This window comes from Streptomyces sp. NPDC049687, assembly GCF_044465285.1.
Lineage (GTDB): Bacteria > Actinomycetota > Actinomycetes > Streptomycetales > Streptomycetaceae > Streptomyces.
In genome coordinates this window covers 1-18,385 of record NZ_JBITLN010000001.1, presented here as the reverse complement: position 1 = coordinate 18,385, position 18,385 = coordinate 1, and the positions used below count along the sequence as shown (strand labels likewise).

17 protein-coding genes are annotated in these 18,385 nt (G+C 70.7%); 8 read left to right on the top strand and 9 right to left on the bottom strand.

What is annotated here, in order from left to right; genetic code table 11:
• Positions 1–9 precede the first annotated feature (9 nt).
• Both serB and ACIBVL_RS00080 read right to left on the bottom strand, forming a co-directional pair.
• Positions 10–1,230 carry a phosphoserine phosphatase SerB gene (gene serB / locus ACIBVL_RS00085; RefSeq protein ID WP_399089163.1) on the bottom strand — a complete coding sequence of 407 codons (1,221 nt, stop codon included), beginning with the start codon at positions 1,228–1,230 and terminating at the stop codon, positions 10–12.
• 225 nt (positions 1,231–1,455) lie between these two features.
• Positions 1,456–3,369, bottom strand: a complete 1,914-nt coding sequence (locus ACIBVL_RS00080; protein WP_399089160.1) for a streptophobe family protein — start codon at positions 3,367–3,369, stop codon at positions 1,456–1,458.
• A gap of 247 nt (positions 3,370–3,616) precedes the next feature.
• On the opposite strand from ACIBVL_RS00080, the gene ACIBVL_RS00075 reads away from it, so the two are divergent.
• Positions 3,617–6,124 carry an FHA domain-containing protein gene (locus ACIBVL_RS00075; RefSeq protein ID WP_399089157.1) on the top strand — a complete coding sequence of 836 codons (2,508 nt, stop codon included), beginning with the start codon at positions 3,617–3,619 and terminating at the stop codon, positions 6,122–6,124.
• Positions 6,125–6,189: 65 nt separating this feature from the next.
• On the opposite strand, the gene ACIBVL_RS00070 is transcribed toward ACIBVL_RS00075, so the two are convergent.
• From ACIBVL_RS00070 to ACIBVL_RS00060, 3 genes are all read right to left on the bottom strand, one after another.
• Positions 6,190–6,909, bottom strand: coding sequence for a transglycosylase SLT domain-containing protein (locus ACIBVL_RS00070; protein ID WP_399089154.1), 720 nt, complete (start codon positions 6,907–6,909; stop codon positions 6,190–6,192).
• 298 nt (positions 6,910–7,207) lie between these two features.
• Complete coding sequence (locus ACIBVL_RS00065; protein ID WP_399089151.1) at positions 7,208–8,293, bottom strand: S-adenosylmethionine:tRNA ribosyltransferase-isomerase; 1,086 nt, start codon at positions 8,291–8,293, stop codon at positions 7,208–7,210.
• A complete protein-coding gene (locus ACIBVL_RS00060) occupies positions 8,290–8,988 on the bottom strand; it encodes an SDR family NAD(P)-dependent oxidoreductase (protein ID WP_399089148.1) in 699 nt (232 codons plus the stop codon). The genes ACIBVL_RS00065 and ACIBVL_RS00060 overlap by 4 nt, the downstream gene beginning before the upstream one ends.
• 241 nt (positions 8,989–9,229) lie before the next feature.
• On the opposite strand from ACIBVL_RS00060, the gene ACIBVL_RS00055 reads away from it, so the two are divergent.
• The 3 genes from ACIBVL_RS00055 (at position 9,230) to ACIBVL_RS00045 (ending at position 11,422) form a co-directional block, all read left to right on the top strand.
• Entirely contained in the window at positions 9,230–10,396 is a 1,167-nt protein-coding gene (locus ACIBVL_RS00055; RefSeq protein ID WP_399089145.1) for a GAF domain-containing sensor histidine kinase, read from the top strand.
• Positions 10,389–11,030, top strand: a complete 642-nt coding sequence (locus ACIBVL_RS00050; RefSeq protein WP_399089142.1) for a response regulator — start codon at positions 10,389–10,391, stop codon at positions 11,028–11,030. Before ACIBVL_RS00055 ends, ACIBVL_RS00050 begins: the two co-directional genes overlap by 8 nt.
• Positions 11,031–11,176: 146 nt before the next feature.
• Positions 11,177–11,422 carry a chaplin gene (locus tag ACIBVL_RS00045; RefSeq protein WP_399089139.1) on the top strand — a complete coding sequence of 82 codons (246 nt, stop codon included), beginning with the start codon at positions 11,177–11,179 and terminating at the stop codon, positions 11,420–11,422.
• A 195-nt stretch (positions 11,423–11,617) separates the two neighbouring features.
• Here the strand turns inward: ACIBVL_RS00045 and ACIBVL_RS00040 are convergent, their stop codons facing one another.
• Positions 11,618–12,406 carry a hypothetical protein gene (locus tag ACIBVL_RS00040; RefSeq protein WP_399089136.1) on the bottom strand — a complete coding sequence of 263 codons (789 nt, stop codon included), beginning with the start codon at positions 12,404–12,406 and terminating at the stop codon, positions 11,618–11,620.
• Positions 12,407–12,560: 154 nt separating this feature from the next.
• Here ACIBVL_RS00040 and ACIBVL_RS00035 point away from each other — a divergent pair, with 154 nt between their 5' ends.
• The 3 genes from ACIBVL_RS00035 (at position 12,561) to ACIBVL_RS00025 (ending at position 14,955) form a co-directional block, all read left to right on the top strand.
• Entirely contained in the window at positions 12,561–13,358 is a 798-nt protein-coding gene (locus tag ACIBVL_RS00035) for an ABC transporter ATP-binding protein (RefSeq protein ID WP_399089133.1), read from the top strand.
• Positions 13,359–13,418: 60 nt separating this feature from the next.
• Positions 13,419–13,853 carry an NfeD family protein gene (locus tag ACIBVL_RS00030; RefSeq protein WP_399089130.1) on the top strand — a complete coding sequence of 145 codons (435 nt, stop codon included), beginning with the start codon at positions 13,419–13,421 and terminating at the stop codon, positions 13,851–13,853.
• A gap of 151 nt (positions 13,854–14,004) precedes the next feature.
• Positions 14,005–14,955 carry an SPFH domain-containing protein gene (locus ACIBVL_RS00025; RefSeq protein WP_399089127.1) on the top strand — a complete coding sequence of 317 codons (951 nt, stop codon included), beginning with the start codon at positions 14,005–14,007 and terminating at the stop codon, positions 14,953–14,955.
• A 59-nt stretch (positions 14,956–15,014) separates the two neighbouring features.
• On the opposite strand, the gene ACIBVL_RS00020 is transcribed toward ACIBVL_RS00025, so the two are convergent.
• The 3 genes from ACIBVL_RS00020 to ACIBVL_RS00010 form a co-directional block, all read right to left on the bottom strand.
• Positions 15,015–15,521 (bottom strand): HNH endonuclease, encoded by a 507-nt coding sequence (locus ACIBVL_RS00020; RefSeq protein WP_399089124.1) that lies wholly within the window; start codon positions 15,519–15,521, stop codon positions 15,015–15,017.
• A gap of 182 nt (positions 15,522–15,703) precedes the next feature.
• Positions 15,704–16,243 (bottom strand): YbhB/YbcL family Raf kinase inhibitor-like protein, encoded by a 540-nt coding sequence (locus ACIBVL_RS00015; RefSeq protein WP_399089121.1) that lies wholly within the window; start codon positions 16,241–16,243, stop codon positions 15,704–15,706.
• A 172-nt stretch (positions 16,244–16,415) separates the two neighbouring features.
• Positions 16,416–17,198 carry a sporulation protein gene (locus ACIBVL_RS00010; RefSeq protein WP_399089118.1) on the bottom strand — a complete coding sequence of 261 codons (783 nt, stop codon included), beginning with the start codon at positions 17,196–17,198 and terminating at the stop codon, positions 16,416–16,418.
• A gap of 150 nt (positions 17,199–17,348) precedes the next feature.
• On the opposite strand from ACIBVL_RS00010, the gene ACIBVL_RS00005 reads away from it, so the two are divergent.
• The gene (locus tag ACIBVL_RS00005) at positions 17,349–17,999 is read left to right on the top strand and encodes a DNA-3-methyladenine glycosylase (RefSeq protein ID WP_399089115.1); all 651 of its coding nucleotides are present in this window, start codon (positions 17,349–17,351) and stop codon (positions 17,997–17,999) included.
• Positions 18,000–18,385: the final 386 nt, after the last annotated feature.

The window sequence follows — 18,385 nt, the reverse complement described above, 5'->3', positions numbered from 1 at the left end:
CCCGATGCACTACTGAATGTGGGTCTCCGCTGCCTCGACCTCTTCGCGGGTGACGCCCAGCAGGTAGAGGACGGTGTCGAGGAAGGGTACGTTCACCGCGGTGTGCGCCGCCTGGCGCACCACCGGCTTGGCGTTGAAGGCGACCCCGAGACCGGCCGCGTTGAGCATGTCCAGGTCGTTGGCGCCGTCACCGATCGCCACGGTCTGCGAGAGCGGTACGCCCGCCTCGGCGGCGAACCGGCGCAGCAGCCGCGCCTTGCCCGCGCGGTCCACGATCTCGCCGGTGACCCTGCCGGTCAGCCGCCCGTCGACGATCTCCAGCGTGTTGGCCTGCGCGAAGTCCAGCCCGAGCCGCTCCCTCAGATCGTCGGTGACCTGGGTGAAGCCGCCGGAGACGACTCCGACCTGGTAGCCGAGCCGCTTCAGCGTCCGGATCAGTGTGCGCGCGCCCGGCGTCAGCCGCACCTCGGCGCGCACCTTCTCCACGACCGAGGCGTCGAGCCCCTCCAGCAGCGCCACACGCGCGTGCAGCGACTGCTCGAAGTCCAGCTCACCGCGCATCGCGGCCGCCGTCACCTCGGCGACCTCGGCCTCACAGCCGGCGTGGGCGGCGAAGAGTTCGATCACCTCGTCCTGGATCAGGGTCGAGTCGACGTCCATGACGACCAGCCGCTGGGCACGCCGGTGCAGGCCCGCGTCCACGACGGCGACATCCACCCCGAGTGCGGCGGCGTCCGTGACGAGTGCGGTGCGCAGCGGCTCGGCCGCCACACCGGAGATCGCGAACTCCACGGCCGTGACCGGGTACTTGGCCAGCCGGAAAATACGGTCGATGTTGCCGCCGGCCTTGGTGATCTTGGCGGCGATGGCGGCCGTGGCCTCCGCGGTGAGGGGGTGTCCGAGCACGGTCACCAGGGAGCGTCCGAGACCGCGCGGACGGTTGTCGCCGAGGCCCGAGATGATCTCCGCCTGCATCTTGATCGACTCTGCCCAGTTGTGGACCGTGCGGCGCAGGTCCCCCTCCAGGGAACGCGGGGGCGCGGTCACGAGCGCGCACAGCACCATCCGGCCACGGGTGACGACCTGCTCGATGTCGACCACGTCGACGGAGTAGGCGGCGAGGGTGTCGAAGAGGCCGGCCGTGATACCGGGCCGGTCCTTGCCGAAGATCTTGACAAGGAGGGTGGGGACATCGGAGGACGAGGTCGGCGAAGTCTGCGAAGCGCTCATGATGTATCCCACCGTATCCGGCACGGAGTGCCTTCCGCCGCAGAGGTCCGCCCAGCGGACATGGAACAGTGGAGGAAGCGGCGATGACGGGCATGTGAAGAGCCCGCCAAGCATCCCGCTGCCCCGATCACCACCATCCCACGGGCTGCCGCACCCCGCTCAGGGCGGCCCCATGGACTTCTCCACCCCTCTCACCGCGCGCTGCCGTGGGCCCGTGCGCCCCGCTCACCGCGACCCCTTGGGCTTCTTCGGCGGAAGCGGGGGAGGAGGCGGCGGTGGGGGAGGCGGCCCCTCGCCCCCGGAAGCACCGCCGGGCCGCCGCGGAGCCGGCCCGACCGGTCCCACCACGGTCGGCGCCCCGTACACATCCCCCCGTCCCCCCGCCCCACGGCCCTCGCCGGACGGGGGCCCACCCTGCGAGCCAAGCGGCGGTGGCGGCATCTGTCCGCTCCCACCGCGCCCCTCCCCGGAGGCGGGCCCACCCATGCGCCCGCCTCCGTGCGGTCCCGCTCGGCCCGTCGCGTCGCGTTCCTCGCCCGGTCGCGCGTCCTGCGGCTCCCGCAGTTCGTCCGGGACGCGCAGATACGGATTGGTGGCGGGGTTCGGCGCCCGGTACGACGCACTCGGCACATACGGCCCGGCCTCCGCACCGCCGTGCCGCTGTCGCCCGCCCTCGCCCGCGTACTCCCGCACGGCACCTCGCGGCACGTCACCCAGTGCCAGCGCCGCCGCCCGTCGCCCGGCCGTCCCCGTGGCGCACGCCAGCAGCGCACCCGCGGCCCCCGCTCCCGCTCCCCACGCGCCGCCGAGGAGCAGCGCCATGCCGAGACGCCCGTGCAGCTCGACCCCCGCCCCGAACGCGCCGAACCCCAGCACGGACAGCGAGGCGTCGACGGACAGCCCCGCCAGCCGTCCGAGCAGGGGCAGCGTCAGCGCCGTCACCACCCCCAGCCGCACCGCACACCGCCCGACGAACCCCCCGACCCCCCGTGAGACCCGCACCCTGCCCACGCCTGCCGGCCCCACGGGCGTCCGCACCGCCACCAGCACCCCCGCGAACAGCATCATCACCGCGGTGGCCACCGCCAGCAGCCACACGCGTCCCTCCAGGTCGGCCAGGCGGCCCAGCGTCACGGGCTGGTCCGTGCCGACGCTCAGCAAGTTGTCGAGGGGATCCGGCAGCACCTTGATGAGGGCGCCCGTGGCGCGCCCGTCCCAGCGGACGAAGAGGCCGATCGAGATGCCCAGCCAGACCCCGTTCGGCGCGCCGAGCAGCGCCGCTCCGGCGATCCGCCGGGGATGGTCGTCGCCGAGCGCGGCATACGCGGCCGCCGCGAGCCCGGCGGCCACGGCCACCAGCAGCACGGTGACGACGGCGGACACCGCGGGCCGTGCCACCCGGTGCACCGCCTCCCACCCGCGCGGCAGCGGAGTGCGGCGCGAGGCCAGCAGGGCGATCAGCAGGATCCCCGCCGACCAGACGAGCCCGCCGAGCAGGGTGGGTGCCGTGTCGACGGTGAAGCCGACCGCCGCCTTCGCGTCCACGAGGTCGCCGACCCGGTCGGGCAGCAGTCCCCCGAGGTCCCCCACGTCCCCGAGCCCGGGGATCTCCAGGCCACCGCCGCCGCCCCCGCCGGGCAGGTCGTCGAGACCCAGCGAGCTCCCGTCGAGCGTGATGACGTCGTGGCCGGCCCAGGCCAGCCCGCCCAGCATCGCCACGAACAGCGCGACCACCGCGCCCGCACGCGCGAGGAGTTCGGCCGGTGCGATCACAACTCCGGCGGCCCGCAGGGACCGTAGGAAGAACCACGACAGCAGCAGGGCGCCGACCAGGCTCACGCCCAGTGGCGTGATCTCGATGGCGGTGTTTGCTTCGGCTCCGGTCAGGCCGAAGGCCGAGACATCGCCCGACGGTGCGACCGAGCCGCCCGCCCCCAGAGCCACCACCGCGGCCGTCATCGGTCCCAACGAGCCCGCGGTGTCCGCCCCGAGCAGATGCAGGCCGAGCGCCGCCGTCCCCGCCATCCCGATCAACGCCCAGCTCACCGCGGCGATCGCGGCCAGTCCCACGTCCACCCACGGCACACCCTCGCCGTACTCCGCGCGCCTGTTGCTCTCCAGCCCTGTGCCGGCACCCATGCAGACCCCCCGATCCGCAGCGCGGTACGGCGAAGATCGCCGCTTCCATCCCCCTCGCGTGCTTTTACCACTCTCCGGGCCGATTTCAACCCCGTCAACGGGAACGGCCGATGTGCTCCTGCAAGCTCTTCACCGGGCCCCACTTTCGGTCAGGCGGCCGCTACTGAAATAGTTCCCGACGATGTTCGCCATCCCTAGACTCCCTGTTGATGGGGGTAACTCGGGGGACTACTCAGTGGGGCATGGAGTGCCGGAACTCGTACTGGAATTGAACGGACGCACCTGGACGCTCGATCCGTCCAGGCCATACACCCTCGGACGCGATCCGCAGGGGGACATCGTGTTCGAGGACGCCAGGGTCTCCTGGCGCCACGCCACGGTCAGCCACAACGGCCGCAGTTGGGTCATCGAGGACCACGGCAGCACGAACGGCACGTTCGCGCAGGGCAGGCGAATCAGCCAGTTGGAGATCGGTCCCGGCTCGGCGCTGCACCTGGGCAACGCGACCGACGGCCCGCGCGTGACCCTCTCGGGAGCGCAGGCGCCGGCCGCGCAGCCCCAGCAGCAGCCGTACGCCGCGCAGGCCGCGAACCCGGGCTGGGCCCAGCAGGCGCCCCAGCCGCAGGTCGCGCAGGCCGCGCCGCAGGCCGGCTGGCAGCAGCCGCAGGCCGCCGCACCGCAGATCCCGCAGCAGCAGGGCCCCGGTGGTGGCGCGGGGGCGCCGCCGGTCTACGGCGACCGCAGCCCGACCACGTTCCACCAGTTCTCCCTCGGCCGCGTGATGCGCATCGGCCGTGCCCTGGAGAACGACCTGGTCGTCTCCGACCTGCAGGTCTCGCGCAATCACGCCGAGTTCCACTCGACGCCCGACGGCCGGATGGAGATCCGCGACCTCGGCTCGCACAACGGCACCTACGTCAACGGCCAGCCGATCCCCAAGGGCGGCTCGGTCCATCTGGGCCCCGCCGACATCGTCGGCGTCGGTCACTCGACATTCCGGATCGTCGGCGACCGGCTCGAGGAGTTCGTCGACACCGGCGAGGTCTCCTTCTCCGCCCGCCACCTCACCGTCACGGTCGACGGCGGCAAGCAGATCCTCAAGGACGTCTCCTTCGGCGTCCCGGAGAAGTCGCTGATCGCGGTGATCGGACCGTCCGGTTCCGGCAAGTCGACGCTGCTCAAGGCCCTGACGGGCTACCGCCCCGCCAACCAGGGCGACGTCCTCTACGACAACCGCAACCTGTACAAGCAGTTCGCCGAGCTGCGCCAGCGCATCGGCCTGGTCCCGCAGGACGACATCCTGCACAAGGAACTGACCGTCAAGAAGGCCCTCAAGTACGCGGCCAAGCTCCGCTTCCCCGCCGACACCACCGGCGTCGAGCGCGAGGCCCGCATCGACGAGGTGCTGCGCGAGCTGAAGCTGGACATCCACAAGGAGAAGAAGGTCACCTCCCTCTCCGGCGGCCAGCGCAAGCGCGTCTCCGTGGCCCTGGAACTGCTCACCAAGCCGTCCCTGATCTTCCTGGACGAGCCCACCTCGGGCCTCGACCCGGGCATGGACCGCGATGTCATGCAATTGCTGCGCGGCCTCGCCGACGACGGCCGTACGGTCCTCGTCGTCACCCACTCCGTGGCCGAGCTGGCCCTGTGCGACAAGCTGCTGGTGATGGCGCCGGGCGGCGCGGTCGCCTACTTCGGCCCGCCCGAGGAGGCGCTGAACTTCTTCGGCTACGACACCTGGGCCGATGTCTTCTCCGCCTTCGAGAACTACCGCGACTACGACTGGGCGGGCCGCTGGAAGGGCTCGCAGCACTACCAGATGTACGCCGCGGACATCGACGCCATCGCACCGCAGTCCGTACAGATGCCGCCGATGCAAGCCATGAAGCCGCCGAAGCCGCAGGGCTGGATGTCGCAGTTCCTCACGCTGGTGCGCCGCTACACGTCGGTGATCGCGTCGGACAAGGGCTTCCTCGCCCTGTCGGTGATCCTGCCGGTCGTCCTCGGCTCGGTGAGCCTGCTCATCGACTCCGGCAACAGCCTGCTGCCCAACCCGGTCAATCCGAAGACCGGACGGATCATCCCCAACGGCACCGCCACCACCGTCCTGCTGATCCTCGCGGTCGGCGCCTGCTTCGCGGGCGCGGCGAACTCCGTCCGTGAGCTGATCAAGGAACGGGTCATCTACGAGCGGGAGCGCGCCACCGGCCTGTCCCGCTCCGCGTACCTGATGTCCAAGGTGTTCGTGCTCGGCGTGGTCACCGTGCTGCAGGGTCTGCTGGTGGGCGTCATCGGCTTCTCCAGCCGGGAGATCCCGGAGGAGGGCGTGGTCGTCGGAAACGCGCTGGTGGAGCTGTGCCTGCCGATCATGGCGCTGGGCTTCACCTCGATGATGTTCGGCCTGATCATCTCCTCGCTGGTGAAGACGGCCGAGAAGACCATGCCGCTGCTGGTCATGTTCGCGATCATCCAGGTCGTGTTCACCGGCTGCCTGTTCGCCCTGAGCGGCTCGATCGGCGTCAACCAGTTCTCGTACCTGATGCCGTCGCGCTGGGCGGTCGGCGCGGCCGGCGCCACCCTGGACTTCAACAAGATCAGCCCGCCCAAGGACGGCGGCGACAACGACCCGCTGTGGGAGCACACCGCCGGCACCTGGACCCTGGACATGGTCGTCCTGATCGCCCTCGGCGTGGTCTGCGCCTTCTTCGTGGCCCGCTTCCTGCGCCGCCACGAGCCCGAGGTCATGCGCAAGTAGTCCACTTCCGTACGACGCCGAAGGGCGGCACCCGGGTGGGGCGCCGCCCTTCGGCGCTCGGGGCGTCAGTACGCGCTGTTGACGTTGTCGATCGAGCCGTACCGGTGGGCCGCGTAGTTGGCGGCGGCCGTGATGTTGGCGACCGGGTCGTAGATGTTCCAGGACGTGCCGGCCACGTGGTACGTCTTGAAGGTCGGCGGGATCACCTGCAGCAGGCCCTTGGACGGAATGCCGTTGATCGCGTTGATGTCCCAGTCGTTGATGGCGTTCGGGTTGCCCGAGGACTCCCGCATGATGTTGCGGTGCAGGCCGCTGTAGCTGCCCGGGATGCCCTTGGACTTCATGATGGCCAGGGAGTGCCTGATCCAGCCGTCGAGGTTGTTGCCGTAGCTCTTGGCGGCGACCGGCCTGACCACGGCACGCTTCGTGGAGCGGCTCGCGGCAGCCTTGGCCTTGCGCGCGGCGGCGGCCTTCTTGGCGGCGGCCTCCGCGGCCGCCTTCTTCTTCGCCGCGGCTTCGGCGGCGGCCTTCTTCTTGGCGGCGGCGTTCGCCGCGGCCTTCTTCTTCGCCTCGATGGCGTCGATCTTCACGCTCGAGCCGGCCATCCGGTCGGTCACGCCGGCCTTGACGTCCCGCACCGGCTCGGAGCTGTAGGCGACACGGGAGGAGGAGACGGCGTCCGTCGTGGTCGTCTGCGCGTCGGCCGGCACCACGGTGAAGGCGAGGGCGGCGGCACCGAGGGTGGCGGCACCGGCGATCGCGATCTTGTGAGTGTTCATGGGCATGCGGAAAGACCTCTTCGAAATAGCGCGGAGGTCGCTCGTCCGACGGCGGACGCGGTGCTCCTGGCACGAACGCACGCCGCGGACGAACCCGCGGCGTTGAGCGACGGCAGCAATTCTTAGCGGCCGCAAAATGGCCAGGCAAAGGTGTGACGTACTATCCCCGATAGTGGATCAGGGAAGGGCAAAACGGGACAGACCAGGTCGTCTGCCCCGTTCACGTGGGACCTATTTATCTCCTATTGTCCTTCGTACGTGATGTGCGCCCTATGTGCGGCCTCACATCGCCCCGGCCCGCTTTTTACGAACAGTTGCTCAAGCAATGCTCTGCGTGACGGCCCTCCTCCGGGAGGAGCAGATGGACGTCTCCGAACTCGTGCCACAGATAGCGCCCCCGCACCGCCTCGTCGTACCCCCGGTCGATCGCGGCCCGCCCCGCCACCGCCTCCAGCATCAGCAGATGCGAGGCCTCCGGCTCGTGCAGCCCGGTCAGCAGCCCGTCCACCATCCGCACCCCGCGCTCGGGCGTGACCACGAGATCCGTCCACCCTGCACGCGCGTGTACGACCCCGTCCGCCCCGGCCGCCGACTCCACCGCCCGCACGGCCGTCGTCCCCACGGCGATCACCCGCCCGTCCCCGGCCCTCACGGCGTTGATCAGCCGCGCCGACGCCTCCGGCACCGCGAACCGCTCCGGATACGGCGGCTCGTGCACCTCCGCCGAGGCCACCCCGGTGTGCAGCGTGACCGGCGCGAACTGCACCCCCCGGCTCACCAGCTCCGCCACCAGCCCCGCCGTGAAGGGCCGTGCCGCACTCGGCATCTCCGCGCTCCCCGCACCGTCGGCCGACGGCAGCGCGAACACCGTCTGGTACACGGACAACGGCTGGTCCCGCTCCGTATAGGAGTAACGAATGGGCCGCCCGTGCTCCCGCAGCAGCCCCGCCACACCGCCGCCCGCCACCCGTGCCCACCACAACCGCCCGCTCCCCGGGCTCAACGGCTCCTCCAGGACCAGCCGCACACCCCCGGCCAGTCGCACCTCCGTCCCCGCGGGCCCGCCCGCACGCGCGCGCGTGGTCCCCGCCCCGTCCGGATCCCGCAGCTCGACCGCCCACCGCCCGTCGTCCCCGCGCGTGGAGAAATGCACCACCACACGCGCGTGCCCGATCCGCCCGTCCACGGCCGCCGCCAGCGTCGGCGAGGTGTTCACCACCAGCAGGTCCCCGGCCCGCAACAGGCACGGCAACTCCCGGAACGCGTGATGCGCCACCTCCGTCCCGCGCGATACCAGCAGCCGTACGTCGTCCCGCCCCCGCCCCGGCCCGCGCTGCTCCGCCGGCACCCGCGCCGACAGCTCCTCCGGCACACTCACCGCCAGCGTCATCGCCGTCCCTCCAGCAGCGCCGGAGCCCCGTACCGCCCGCTCGCCGGACGCTCGTCCAGCAGCCACAGGAAGGCCGGCACCACACTCCCCGGCTCCGGCCGGGGACCGTCGTCGTCCGGTACGGCCGCCGCGTACAGGTCGGTGGCCATGTCCCCGGGGTCCACCGCCCACACCCGCAGCCCCGGCTCCTCCTCCCCGAACACCGCCGCTAGCTGGTCCAGGGCAGCCTTCGACGCCCCGTAGCCGCCCCAGCTCTCGTACGCCTCCGCCGCCGCGTCCGAGCTCACGGTGACCACGGCACCCGCCGACGCCGCCCGCAACAGCGGCAGCGCCTCCTGGACCAGGCCCAGCGCGGCCACGACGTTCACCTCAAGCGCCCGCCGCAGCCCCTCCAGGGGCAGCTCCGCCAGCCGTACCAGCGGCTCGGCGCCGAGCGCGCTCGCGTTGTTCACCACCAGGTCGCACCCGCCCAGCCGCCCGGCGGCCGCCACCAGCGCCGAGCGGTGCGCCGCGTCGGTGACGTCCCCCGCGAGCGCCCGGACGGCCGTACCGTGCTCCGCGACCCCGGCCGCCGCCTCCTTCAGCGCGCCCTCGTTCCTGGCGTCCAGAACCAGATCCCAGCCCCGCGCGGCCAGCACCTCGGCCAGTGCCCGCCCCAACCCCTTCGAGGCCCCCGTGATGATCGCTACCGGCATGACAACCGTCCCCTCGTCCGACCCGCCTCCGTCCGGCGGTGACCCCAACCTAGGAACCGGCCTCCCGGCCCCGCCTCAGACGCGGGACGGGGTCTGCCGGGGCCCTTCGACGTACGCCCGCACACCCCGTCCCCCCGCCCTACGCCGCAGTACCGGCGACCTCCGGCCTAGGTCCCGCGCCCTACCCCGGGCCGTCACAGGTCCCATCCGCGCCGTCATCCCCCGCCGGTACCGTGAAGGCATGAGCCAAGGTCCCCGGTCCGGTCTCGCCGCGGTGAGTTCCGCGCTGCTGGCCATGAGCAGGCATCTCGAGGTGCGCGACGTCCTCAAGACGATCGTCGCCTCCGCCCGAGAGCTCCTGGCCGCGCAGTACGCCGCGCTCGGCGTCCCGGACGACCACGGCGGCTTCGCCCAGTTCGTGGTGGACGGCGTCAGCGAGGAACAGTGGAAGGCCATCGGCCCCCTGCCCCGCCAGCACGGCATCCTGGCGGCGATGCTCCAGCAGGCCCGTGCCGAGCGCCTGGCCGACGTGCGCCAGGACCCCCGGTTCGAGGGCTGGCCGTCCGCCCACCCCGAGATGTCCGACTTCCTGGGCCTGCCCATCCGCGACGGCGACGAGGTCATCGGCGCCCTGTTCCTCGCCAACAAGCTGCGTCCTGTGGGGGAAAACCCGTGCCCCGAGCCGCAGGGCGGCTGCGGCTTCACCCAGGAGGACGAGGAACTGCTCTCCATCCTCGCCCAGCACGCGGCCATCGCCCTCACCAACGCCCGCCTCTACGAGCGCAGCCGCGAACTGACCATCGCCGAGGAACGCTCCCGGCTGGCCCATGAGCTGCACGACGCGGTGGCCCAGAAGCTGTTCTCCCTGCGTCTGACGGCCCAGGCGGCCGCCGCCCTCGTCGACCGCGACCCCTCCCGCGCCAAGGGCGAACTGCATCAGGTCGCCACGCTCGCCGCGGAGGCCGCCGACGAACTGCGCGCCGCCGTAGTGGAGTTGCGCCCCGCCGCCCTCGACGAGGACGGCCTGGTCGCCACCCTGCGCACCCAGGTCCAGGTCCTCGACCGCGCCCACGCCGCGCGCGTGACCTTCACCGGCCACGGGGTACGCGCCCTGCCCGCCGCCCAGGAGGAGGCTCTGCTGCGGGTCGCCCAGGAGGCCCTGCACAACGCCCTGCGCCACTCCGGCGCACAGCACGTGGAAGTGACCCTCCGCAAGCGCGGCACCGACACGGTCCTGCGCGTCACGGACGACGGCACCGGCTTCGATCCCACGTCGGTCCGCCGGGCGGGCCGCCATCTGGGCCTGGTCTCCATGCGGGACCGGGCGAGCGGGATCGGGGGCAGCCTGACGGTGGAATCGGCGCCCGGCAAGGGCACCACGATCGAGATGGAGGCCCCCGGTGGCTGACGCAATCAAGGTGCTGCTCGTCGACGACCACCAGGTCGTCCGCCGCGGCCTGCGCACCTTCCTGGAGGTCCAGGACGACATCGAGGTCGTCGGCGAGGCCGCCGACGGCGCCGAGGGAGTCGAGCGCGCCGAGGAGCTGAAGCCCGACGTCGTCCTCATGGACGTCAAGATGCCCGGCATGGACGGCGTCGAGGCGCTGCGCAGACTCCGTGACCTGGACAACCCAGCGCGCGTACTCATCGTCACCAGCTTCACCGAACAGCGCACGGTGGTCCCGGCCCTGCGGGCGGGAGCCGCCGGGTACGTCTACAAGGACGTGGACCCCGACGCCCTCGCCGGCGCCATCCGCTCGGTCCATGCCGGCCACATCCTCCTCCAGCCCGAGGTGGCCGGCGCACTCCTCTCCCAGGAGGAGGCCAACTCCGGCCAGGGCAGAGGCGGTTCGCTCACGGAACGGGAGCGCGAGGTGCTCGGCCTGATAGCGGACGGCCGCTCCAACCGCGAGATCGCCCGGGCCCTGGTCCTCTCCGAGAAGACCGTCAAGACCCACGTCTCGAACATCCTGATGAAGCTGGACCTCGCCGACCGCACCCAGGCCGCGCTGTGGGCCGTACGCCACGGCGTGGCCGGCTGACGGCAATACGGAAGGTCTCCCTCCGGACTGAGATTCATACCGTCGTGGGAATGTCCCCCGAACGGCGCATCCTCCGCCGGTCTCCGCCGTTCTCCAGTGCGTGCCGCGGCGACTGCCGCGGCAATCGCCAGGAGGGCTTGAGAAACGTGAAGAACCTGAAGAAGGCAGCGGCCGTGACGATGATGGCCGGCGGCCTGGTGGCCGCGGGAGCCGGCCTGGCCTCCGCCCACGGCGGCGCCTCGGCCCTCGGTGAGGCCAAGGGCTCGCCGGGCGTCGCCTCGGGCAACATCATCCAGGCGCCGGTGCACGTCCCGGTCAACGTGGTCGGCGACAGCGTCAACGTCATCGGCGCGCTCAACCCGGCCTTCGGCAACCAGGGCCTGAACCACTGAGGTCCCGCCCGGACGCCCAGTGACCCCCGGTCTCCCCCGGCCCCCACCGGGGGAGACCGGTCCGCGTCCGCATGCACCCAGCTGCGGGCCTCCTGCCGCCGGGGCGGCACGGGTGGGCGCACCGGCACCCCGCAAGCGCCGGGCCGCGGCCCCCACCCCCGTTCGGCACCAACACCGCTCACGCGCCCCCAGCGCTCACCGAGCCCCCCGCTCCCGCTCCTCCACATACGCGTTGTAGGCGGCGACCTGCGCCCGACGAGCCGTCCGCTCCACCGGCCGCAACGCCTCCGACCGCGCCGCCATCTCGGCGGAGCTGACCGCACCCCCGTGCCCGTTCTCCAGGGCGAGCGACACCAGCAACCCCACCCGCTGCGCCAGCTCCAGCACCCGCACCGCCCGAGGCGGATACCCCGGCGCCAGCACCTCCCGCCCCCGCTCCGCCCGAGCCCGGTACGCGTCGATCGCCGCCTCCGCCACTGGCCCCGAGCCCGCCACGTCCAGCCGCGACAGCACCGCCGTGGCCTCCCGCAACGCCTCCGCCAGCTCCCGCTCGGCCTCACCCAGCGACGGCACATCGGCCGGCGGAGCCTCCCGCACGGCCAGGCAGTGCCACACCACCTCGACATGCACGTCACCGGCGGGCCCGGCCTCGGACACCTCCGGCACCAGGCCCAGCGCGGCCCCGTGACAGACCACCGCCTCCTCCGCCTCCAGCGCCCGCGCGTTGAACTCCGGCGGTCCGCTCAACCCCAGCGGATGCCCGGGAGCCGGCAACGCGACCCGCAGCCCCGTCACCCCCAGCGCCCGCAGCCGCCCCAGCGCCAGCGTCAGCCCGACCGGCGCCGACTCGCCGGGCAGCCCCTCCACCCGGTGCACGGCGTCCTCCCCGACGACGGCGAGGACGGCGTCGTCCGGAGAGACAAGTCCGGCCAACAGGGCATTTCCCCAAGCGGCAAGGCGACCAGAGCGCGGTTCCGAGAGCATGCCCCCACCCTAAGGACCGGACCGATGGAACGGCCCACCCGACCGGTGGCGTAGATTTTCCCGAGGGGCCGCGCCCACCCGCGCGCGGCGGTCCGAGCCACAGGCACCCGCGACAACCGAGACCGGCCACACTGCAAGGGGAGACAACGCGCTCATGAGCGATGTTCTGGAGCTTCAGGACGTATCCGTGGTCCGCGAGGGCCGGGCTCTGGTGGACCAGGTCTCCTGGTCGGTCAAGGAGGGCGAGCGCTGGGTCATCCTCGGTCCCAACGGAGCAGGCAAGACCACTCTCCTGAACATCGCCTCCACCTACCTCTTCCCCAGCTCGGGCACCGTCTCCGTCCTCGACGAGACCCTCGGCAGGCCCGGCACCGACGTCTTCGAGCTGCGCCCGCGCATCGGCATGGCCGGCATCGCCCTCGCCGACAAGCTCCCCAAGCGCCAGACCGTCCTGCAGACCGTCCTGACCGCCGCCTACGGCATGACGGCCGGCTGGCAGGAGGAGTACGAGGACATCGACGAGCAGCGCGCCCGCGCCTTCCTCGACCGCCTCGGCATGAGCGAGTACCTCGACCGGAAGTTCGGCACCCTCTCCGAGGGCGAGCGCAAGCGCACCCTCATCGCCCGCGCCCTGATGACCGACCCCGAGCTGCTGCTCCTCGACGAGCCGGCCGCCGGCCTCGACCTCGGCGGCCGCGAGGACCTCGTACGCCGCCTCGGCCGCCTCGCCCGCGACCCGATCGCCCCCTCGATGATCATGGTTACGCACCACGTCGAGGAAATCGCCCCCGGCTTCACCCACGTCCTCATGATCCGTCAGGGCAAGGTTCTCGCCGCGGGCCCGGTCGAGCTCGAGCTCACCTCCCGCAACCTCTCCCTCTGCTTCGGCCTCCCGCTCGTCGTGGAACAGGTCGGCGAACGCTGGACAGCCCAGGGCCTGCCCCTGTCCTGACCCTGTGCCGACCCCATCGCGCCCTGTCCCCGACAGGACATACGGCCCTACCATGACCGTGTGAACGACATCGACGCGTGGGTGTGGTGGCTCGTCGGCGCGGCAGCGCTCGGAATCCCGCTCGTGGTCACCGCGATGCCGGAGTTCGGCATGCTCGCGGTCGGCGCGGTCGCCGCCGCGATCGGCGCCGGTGTCGGCTTCGGCGCCGTCGCCCAGGTGCTCGTCTTCATCGTCGTCTCGGTCGCGCTCATCGCCGTCGTACGCCCCATCGCGGCCCGGCACAGCGCCCAGCGCCCCCAACTGGCCACGGGCGTCGACGCGTTGAAGGGCAAGCAAGCCGTCGTACTGGAGCGCGTCGACGGCTCGGGGAACGGCCGGATCAAACTCGCCGGAGAGATCTGGTCGGCCCGTTCCCTCGACACGGGCCGGGCTTACGAGGTCGGTGAGGAAGTCGACGTCGTGGAGATCGAGGGGGCCACGGCGATCGTCATCTGACCTTGCACAACTCCCGCACGACGCAAGTGAGGCGAAGACCTCCCGAGGCAGGCGACGGTCTGTCAGACTCGACCAGCAAGATCTTCAACAACCATAAGATCTTTCCGAAGCGCTCGTGGCGGAGAAGCGGAGAAGGGGACGGGGAAGCACGATGGAACCGGTCATCATCGTCTTGATCATTCTGGTGGTGTTGGTTTTTATCGCCCTGATCAAGACGATCCAGGTCATCCCACAGGCGAGCGCCGCCATCGTCGAGCGCTTCGGGCGCTACACACGCACACTCAACGCGGGCCTCAACATCGTCGTCCCGTTCATCGACACCATCCGCAACCGCATCGACCTGCGTGAACAGGTCGTCCCGTTCCCGCCGCAGCCGGTGATCACCCAGGACAACCTGGTGGTGAACATCGACACCGTCATCTACTACCAGGTGACCGACGCGCGGGCCGCGACCTACGAGGTCGCCAGCTACATCCAGGCGATCGAGCAGCTCACCGTCACCACCCTCCGCAACATCATCGGCGGCATGGACCTGGAGCGGACCCTGACCTCCCGCGAGGAGATCAACGCGGCCCTGCGCGGCGTCCTCGACGAGGCGACCGGCAAGTGGGGCATCCGCGTCAACCGCGTCGAACTCAAGGCGATCGAACCGCCCACCTCCATCCAGGACTCGATGGAGAAGCAGATGCGCGCCGACCGTGACAAGCGCGCCGCGATCCTCACCGCCGAAGGCACGCGCCAGGCCGCCATCCTCACCGCAGAGGGCGAGAAGCAGTCCCAGATCCTGCGCGCCGAGGGTGAGGCCAAGGCCGCCGCCCTGCGCGCCGAGGGCGAGGCCCAGGCCGTCCGTACGGTCTTCGAGGCGATCCACGCCGGCGACCCGGACCAGAAGCTCCTCTCCTACCAGTACCTCCAGATGCTCCCCAAGATCGCCGAGGGCGACGCCAACAAGCTCTGGATCGTCCCCAGCGAAATCGGCGACGCCCTCAAGGGCCTCTCCGGCGCCATGGGCAACTTCGGCGGCATGGGGGGCGGTTCCGGCAACGGCGGAGGCTCCGAGAAGAAGATCCCGGAGCGCAGGGAGAAGCCGTCCATCGACTGACACCGTGCTGATGTGAGTGGGGCCCGCCTCCTGCCAGGAGGCGGGCCCCACTACATCACCTACGCCGCGTCCACCGTGAGCCACTCCGGCAGCGCGACCAAGTCGTCCTGTCCCAGCGCCAGCAGCATCGCGTCCTGCGGAGTCGGCTCGAACGGCAGTCTCAGCAACGGCATCCCCGCCTGCTCCGGAGTACGGTCCGCCTTACGGTGATTGTCCTCCGCGCAGGAGGCCACCGTATTGAGCCAGGTGTCCTGACCCCCCTGCGCCCGAGGCACCACGTGGTCCACGGTCGTCGCACGCCTGCCGCAGTACGCGCACCGGTGCCGGTCCCTGACCAGCACCCCCCTCCGGGACCACGGGGCTTGTCTTCGGAACGGCACCCGTACGTATCTGCACAGCCTGATCACCCGGGGGGCGGGTATGTCGACCTCGGCGCCCCGCATACGCAGTTCGGGGTGGGCCTGCTCGACGACGGCCTTGTCCTGCAGCACCAGAACGACGGCTCGGTTCAACGTCACCGTAGACAGCGGCTCGAAGCTCGCGTTCAGGACCAACGTGTCACGCATCCAGCCCACCTCCCAATTGCACCTGCCCACCCCCCGGCGGGCTTGGATCAACTCTGGACGGGCGCGCCGAGATGGACAACGCAATAAAAAATGCCCGCCCCTGATCACTTCCAAGACCGGGGGCGGGCAAACGTTCAATGAACGATGAGCTGATTCATCCCACCGCGCTCATCGGTCGGAGCTCATCCCTGCGGGGGATTCTCGTACTCACCGATCAGCTGAGCGCGCGCGATCGCGTGGAACCGCAGATTGAACCCGACGACGGCCGGCGAGGCGTCGGCGTCCGGCCCGAGCTTCTCCTGATCCACCGCGTACACCGTGAAGACGTACCGGTGCGGTCCGTCCCCGGGCGGCGGCGCGGCACCGCCGAACTCCTTGCCGCCGTAGTCGTTGCGCGCGTGTACGGCACCCTCCGGCAGCCCCTCGAACTTGCCACTGCCCGCGCCCGCCGGCAGCTCGGTCACCGAGGCCGGGATGTCGAACACGACCCAGTGCCAGAACCCGCTGCCCGTCGGAGCATCCGGGTCGTAGCAGGTGACGGCGAAGCTCTTGGTCTCGGCCGGGAACCCCTCCCACCGCAACTGCGGTGAGGTGTTCCCCTCCGCGTAGACCTGATCGCCCTTGAGCGTGGCGCCCTCCCGCACGTCCTCACTCGTGACCGTGAACGACGGCACCGGCGGGTGGAAGTCGTGGGGCAGCGGCCGCCTCTTCAACTCGGTCACCTCGACACCTCCTGATGGATCGGGAACGAAACTCCAGTGGCGAGCCTACGACTTTCACGCCGTCACATGACGTAGCCCCGATACCGCATCGAAGATCATTCGCCGACCGTCGGACGCAGGAGAGGGCCCCGGTGCACCCCACGGTGCGCCGGGGCCCTCTCCCTCACTGTCCTCAGAACCAGTTGCGCTTGCTGCCCACCTCGGACAGCCACTGGTTGAGGTACGCCGTCCAGTCGGTCGCCTGGTAGTCGTTCAGCCCCACCTGGAACGACCGGAACGTGTCACTGCCCTCGCTGAACAGCCCGGGCTTCTTGTCCATCTCCAGCACGACGTCCATCGCGTGTTCGTCGGCCACGAAGCTCAGCTCGACCTGGTTCAGCCCCCGGTACTGCGACGGCGGGAAGAACTCGATCTCCTGGTAGAAGGGCAGCTTCTGCCGCGTCCCGCGGATGTGCCCACGCTCCATGTCCGCGTTCTTGAAGCGGAAACCCAGCTGGATGAAGGCGTCCAGGATCGCCTTCTGCGCCGGCAGCGGGTGCACGTTGACAGGGTCGAGGTCACCCGAGTCCACGGCCCGCGCGATCGCGAGCTCGGTCGTCACACCGATGTTCATCCCACGCAGCGCCTGCCCGTCGATCATCGTGATCGGCGTCTCCCAGGGGATCTCCAGCCCGAACGGCACCGCGTGCACCGCGCCCGCCTGCAGCTCGAAGGCACCCCCGAGCTGCAGCTTGGTGAACTCGATGTCCTGCTTGTACTCCTGGTCGCCGCTCTCGACCTCGACCTTGGCCTGCAGCCCGACGGACAGCCCCTCGATGTTCTGGGCGACGGAACCGCCCTGGATCCGCACCTCGCCCTGGACGACACCGCCCGGAACGACGTTGACCTCCGTCAGTACCGTTTCGACCGAAGCCCCGCCGGCCCCCAGACTCGCGAGCAGCTTCTTGAACGCCATGACTCTCCCTCTACGACTACTTCTGACGGGATCCCTTGATCCCTACATACGCGATCCGGCCCTGGCCGGTTCCGCCTCCCACACCCTGGCAAGCCAAGTGCCCGCTGACCACCCCGACGCACCCACCGGTCTCCACTACGCTCGGAGGGCATGATCGCGACCCCCGACCGTACGCCCCTCGCCAGGACCTTCTTCGACCGCCCTGTCCTGGACGTGGCCCCCGACCTCCTCGGCCGCCTCCTCGTCCGCACCACCCCCGACGGTCCGATCACCCTCCGCCTCACGGAGGTCGAGGCCTACGACGGCCCGAACGACCCCGGCTCCCACGCCTACCGTGGCCGCACCGCCCGCAACGAGGTGATGTTCGGTCCCCCCGGCCATGTGTACGTCTACTTCACCTACGGCATGTGGCACTGCATGAACCTCGTCTGCGGCTCCGACGGCCGGGCGAGCGCGGTCCTGCTCCGCGCCGGCGAGGTGATCGAAGGCGCCGAACTGGCCCGCAAACGTCGACTCTCGGCCCGCGACGACAAGGAACTGGCCAAAGGCCCCGCCCGCCTGGCCACCGCCCTGGACGTCGACCGGGCCCTCGACGGCACGGACGCGTGCGCCTCCGGCGAGACTCCGCTGAGGATGCTCACCGGCACTCCCGTACCCTCCGACCAGGTACGCAACGGCCCGCGCACCGGCGTCGCCGGTGAGGGCGGTGACGGGGACATCCATCCCTGGCGCTTCTGGGTGTCCGACGACCCCACCGTGAGCCCGTATCGGGCCCATGTCCCCAGGCGCCGCCGAAGTTGACTCGCTCTTGACGGGGGCGTAACGTGGCCCGAGCCGCTTGAACCGGGTACGGCATTCGCCAGCAGCCGGAAGCGGCCAACCCACTACCTACGATGCCCCTCAGCGGGAGCGATTTCGGCGTGTCCGCATGCCCTAATTCGAACGCGTGAGACTCGATTATGAGACGCCGAGGGAATCGGCTAACGTAGTGAATGTCGAAAGGCCGACGGGCGAAAGCCGGAAGCCCCAGACAAATCCCGCCGACCGGGAATCGGACACCGAAAGGATCTGATAGAGTCGGAAACGCAAGACCGAAGGGAAGCCCGGAGGAAAGCCTGAGAGAGTCTCTCGGGTGAGTACAAAGGAAGCTTTCGTTCCTTGAGAACTCAACAGCGTGCCAAAAATCA

Excerpts from the sequence above, each read along its gene's own strand:
- ACIBVL_RS00080 (WP_399089160.1), bottom strand. The coding sequence starts at position 3,369 with ATGGGTGCCGGCACAGGGCTGGAGAGCAACAGGCGCGCGGAGTACGGC.
- ACIBVL_RS00005 (WP_399089115.1), top strand. The coding sequence starts at position 17,349 with ATGATCGCGACCCCCGACCGTACGCCCCTCGCCAGGACCTTCTTCGAC.
- ACIBVL_RS00055 (WP_399089145.1), top strand. The coding sequence starts at position 9,230 with ATGAGCCAAGGTCCCCGGTCCGGTCTCGCCGCGGTGAGTTCCGCGCTG.
- ACIBVL_RS00040 (WP_399089136.1), bottom strand. The coding sequence starts at position 12,406 with ATGCTCTCGGAACCGCGCTCTGGTCGCCTTGCCGCTTGGGGAAATGCC.
- ACIBVL_RS00010 (WP_399089118.1), bottom strand. The coding sequence starts at position 17,198 with ATGGCGTTCAAGAAGCTGCTCGCGAGTCTGGGGGCCGGCGGGGCTTCG.
- ACIBVL_RS00060 (WP_399089148.1), bottom strand. The coding sequence starts at position 8,988 with ATGCCGGTAGCGATCATCACGGGGGCCTCGAAGGGGTTGGGGCGGGCA.
- ACIBVL_RS00035 (WP_399089133.1), top strand. The coding sequence starts at position 12,561 with ATGAGCGATGTTCTGGAGCTTCAGGACGTATCCGTGGTCCGCGAGGGC.
- ACIBVL_RS00025 (WP_399089127.1), top strand. The coding sequence starts at position 14,005 with ATGGAACCGGTCATCATCGTCTTGATCATTCTGGTGGTGTTGGTTTTT.
- serB (WP_399089163.1), bottom strand. The coding sequence starts at position 1,230 with ATGAGCGCTTCGCAGACTTCGCCGACCTCGTCCTCCGATGTCCCCACC.
- ACIBVL_RS00070 (WP_399089154.1), bottom strand. The coding sequence starts at position 6,909 with ATGCCCATGAACACTCACAAGATCGCGATCGCCGGTGCCGCCACCCTC.
- ACIBVL_RS00020 (WP_399089124.1), bottom strand. The coding sequence starts at position 15,521 with ATGCGTGACACGTTGGTCCTGAACGCGAGCTTCGAGCCGCTGTCTACG.
- ACIBVL_RS00065 (WP_399089151.1), bottom strand. The coding sequence starts at position 8,293 with ATGACGCTGGCGGTGAGTGTGCCGGAGGAGCTGTCGGCGCGGGTGCCG.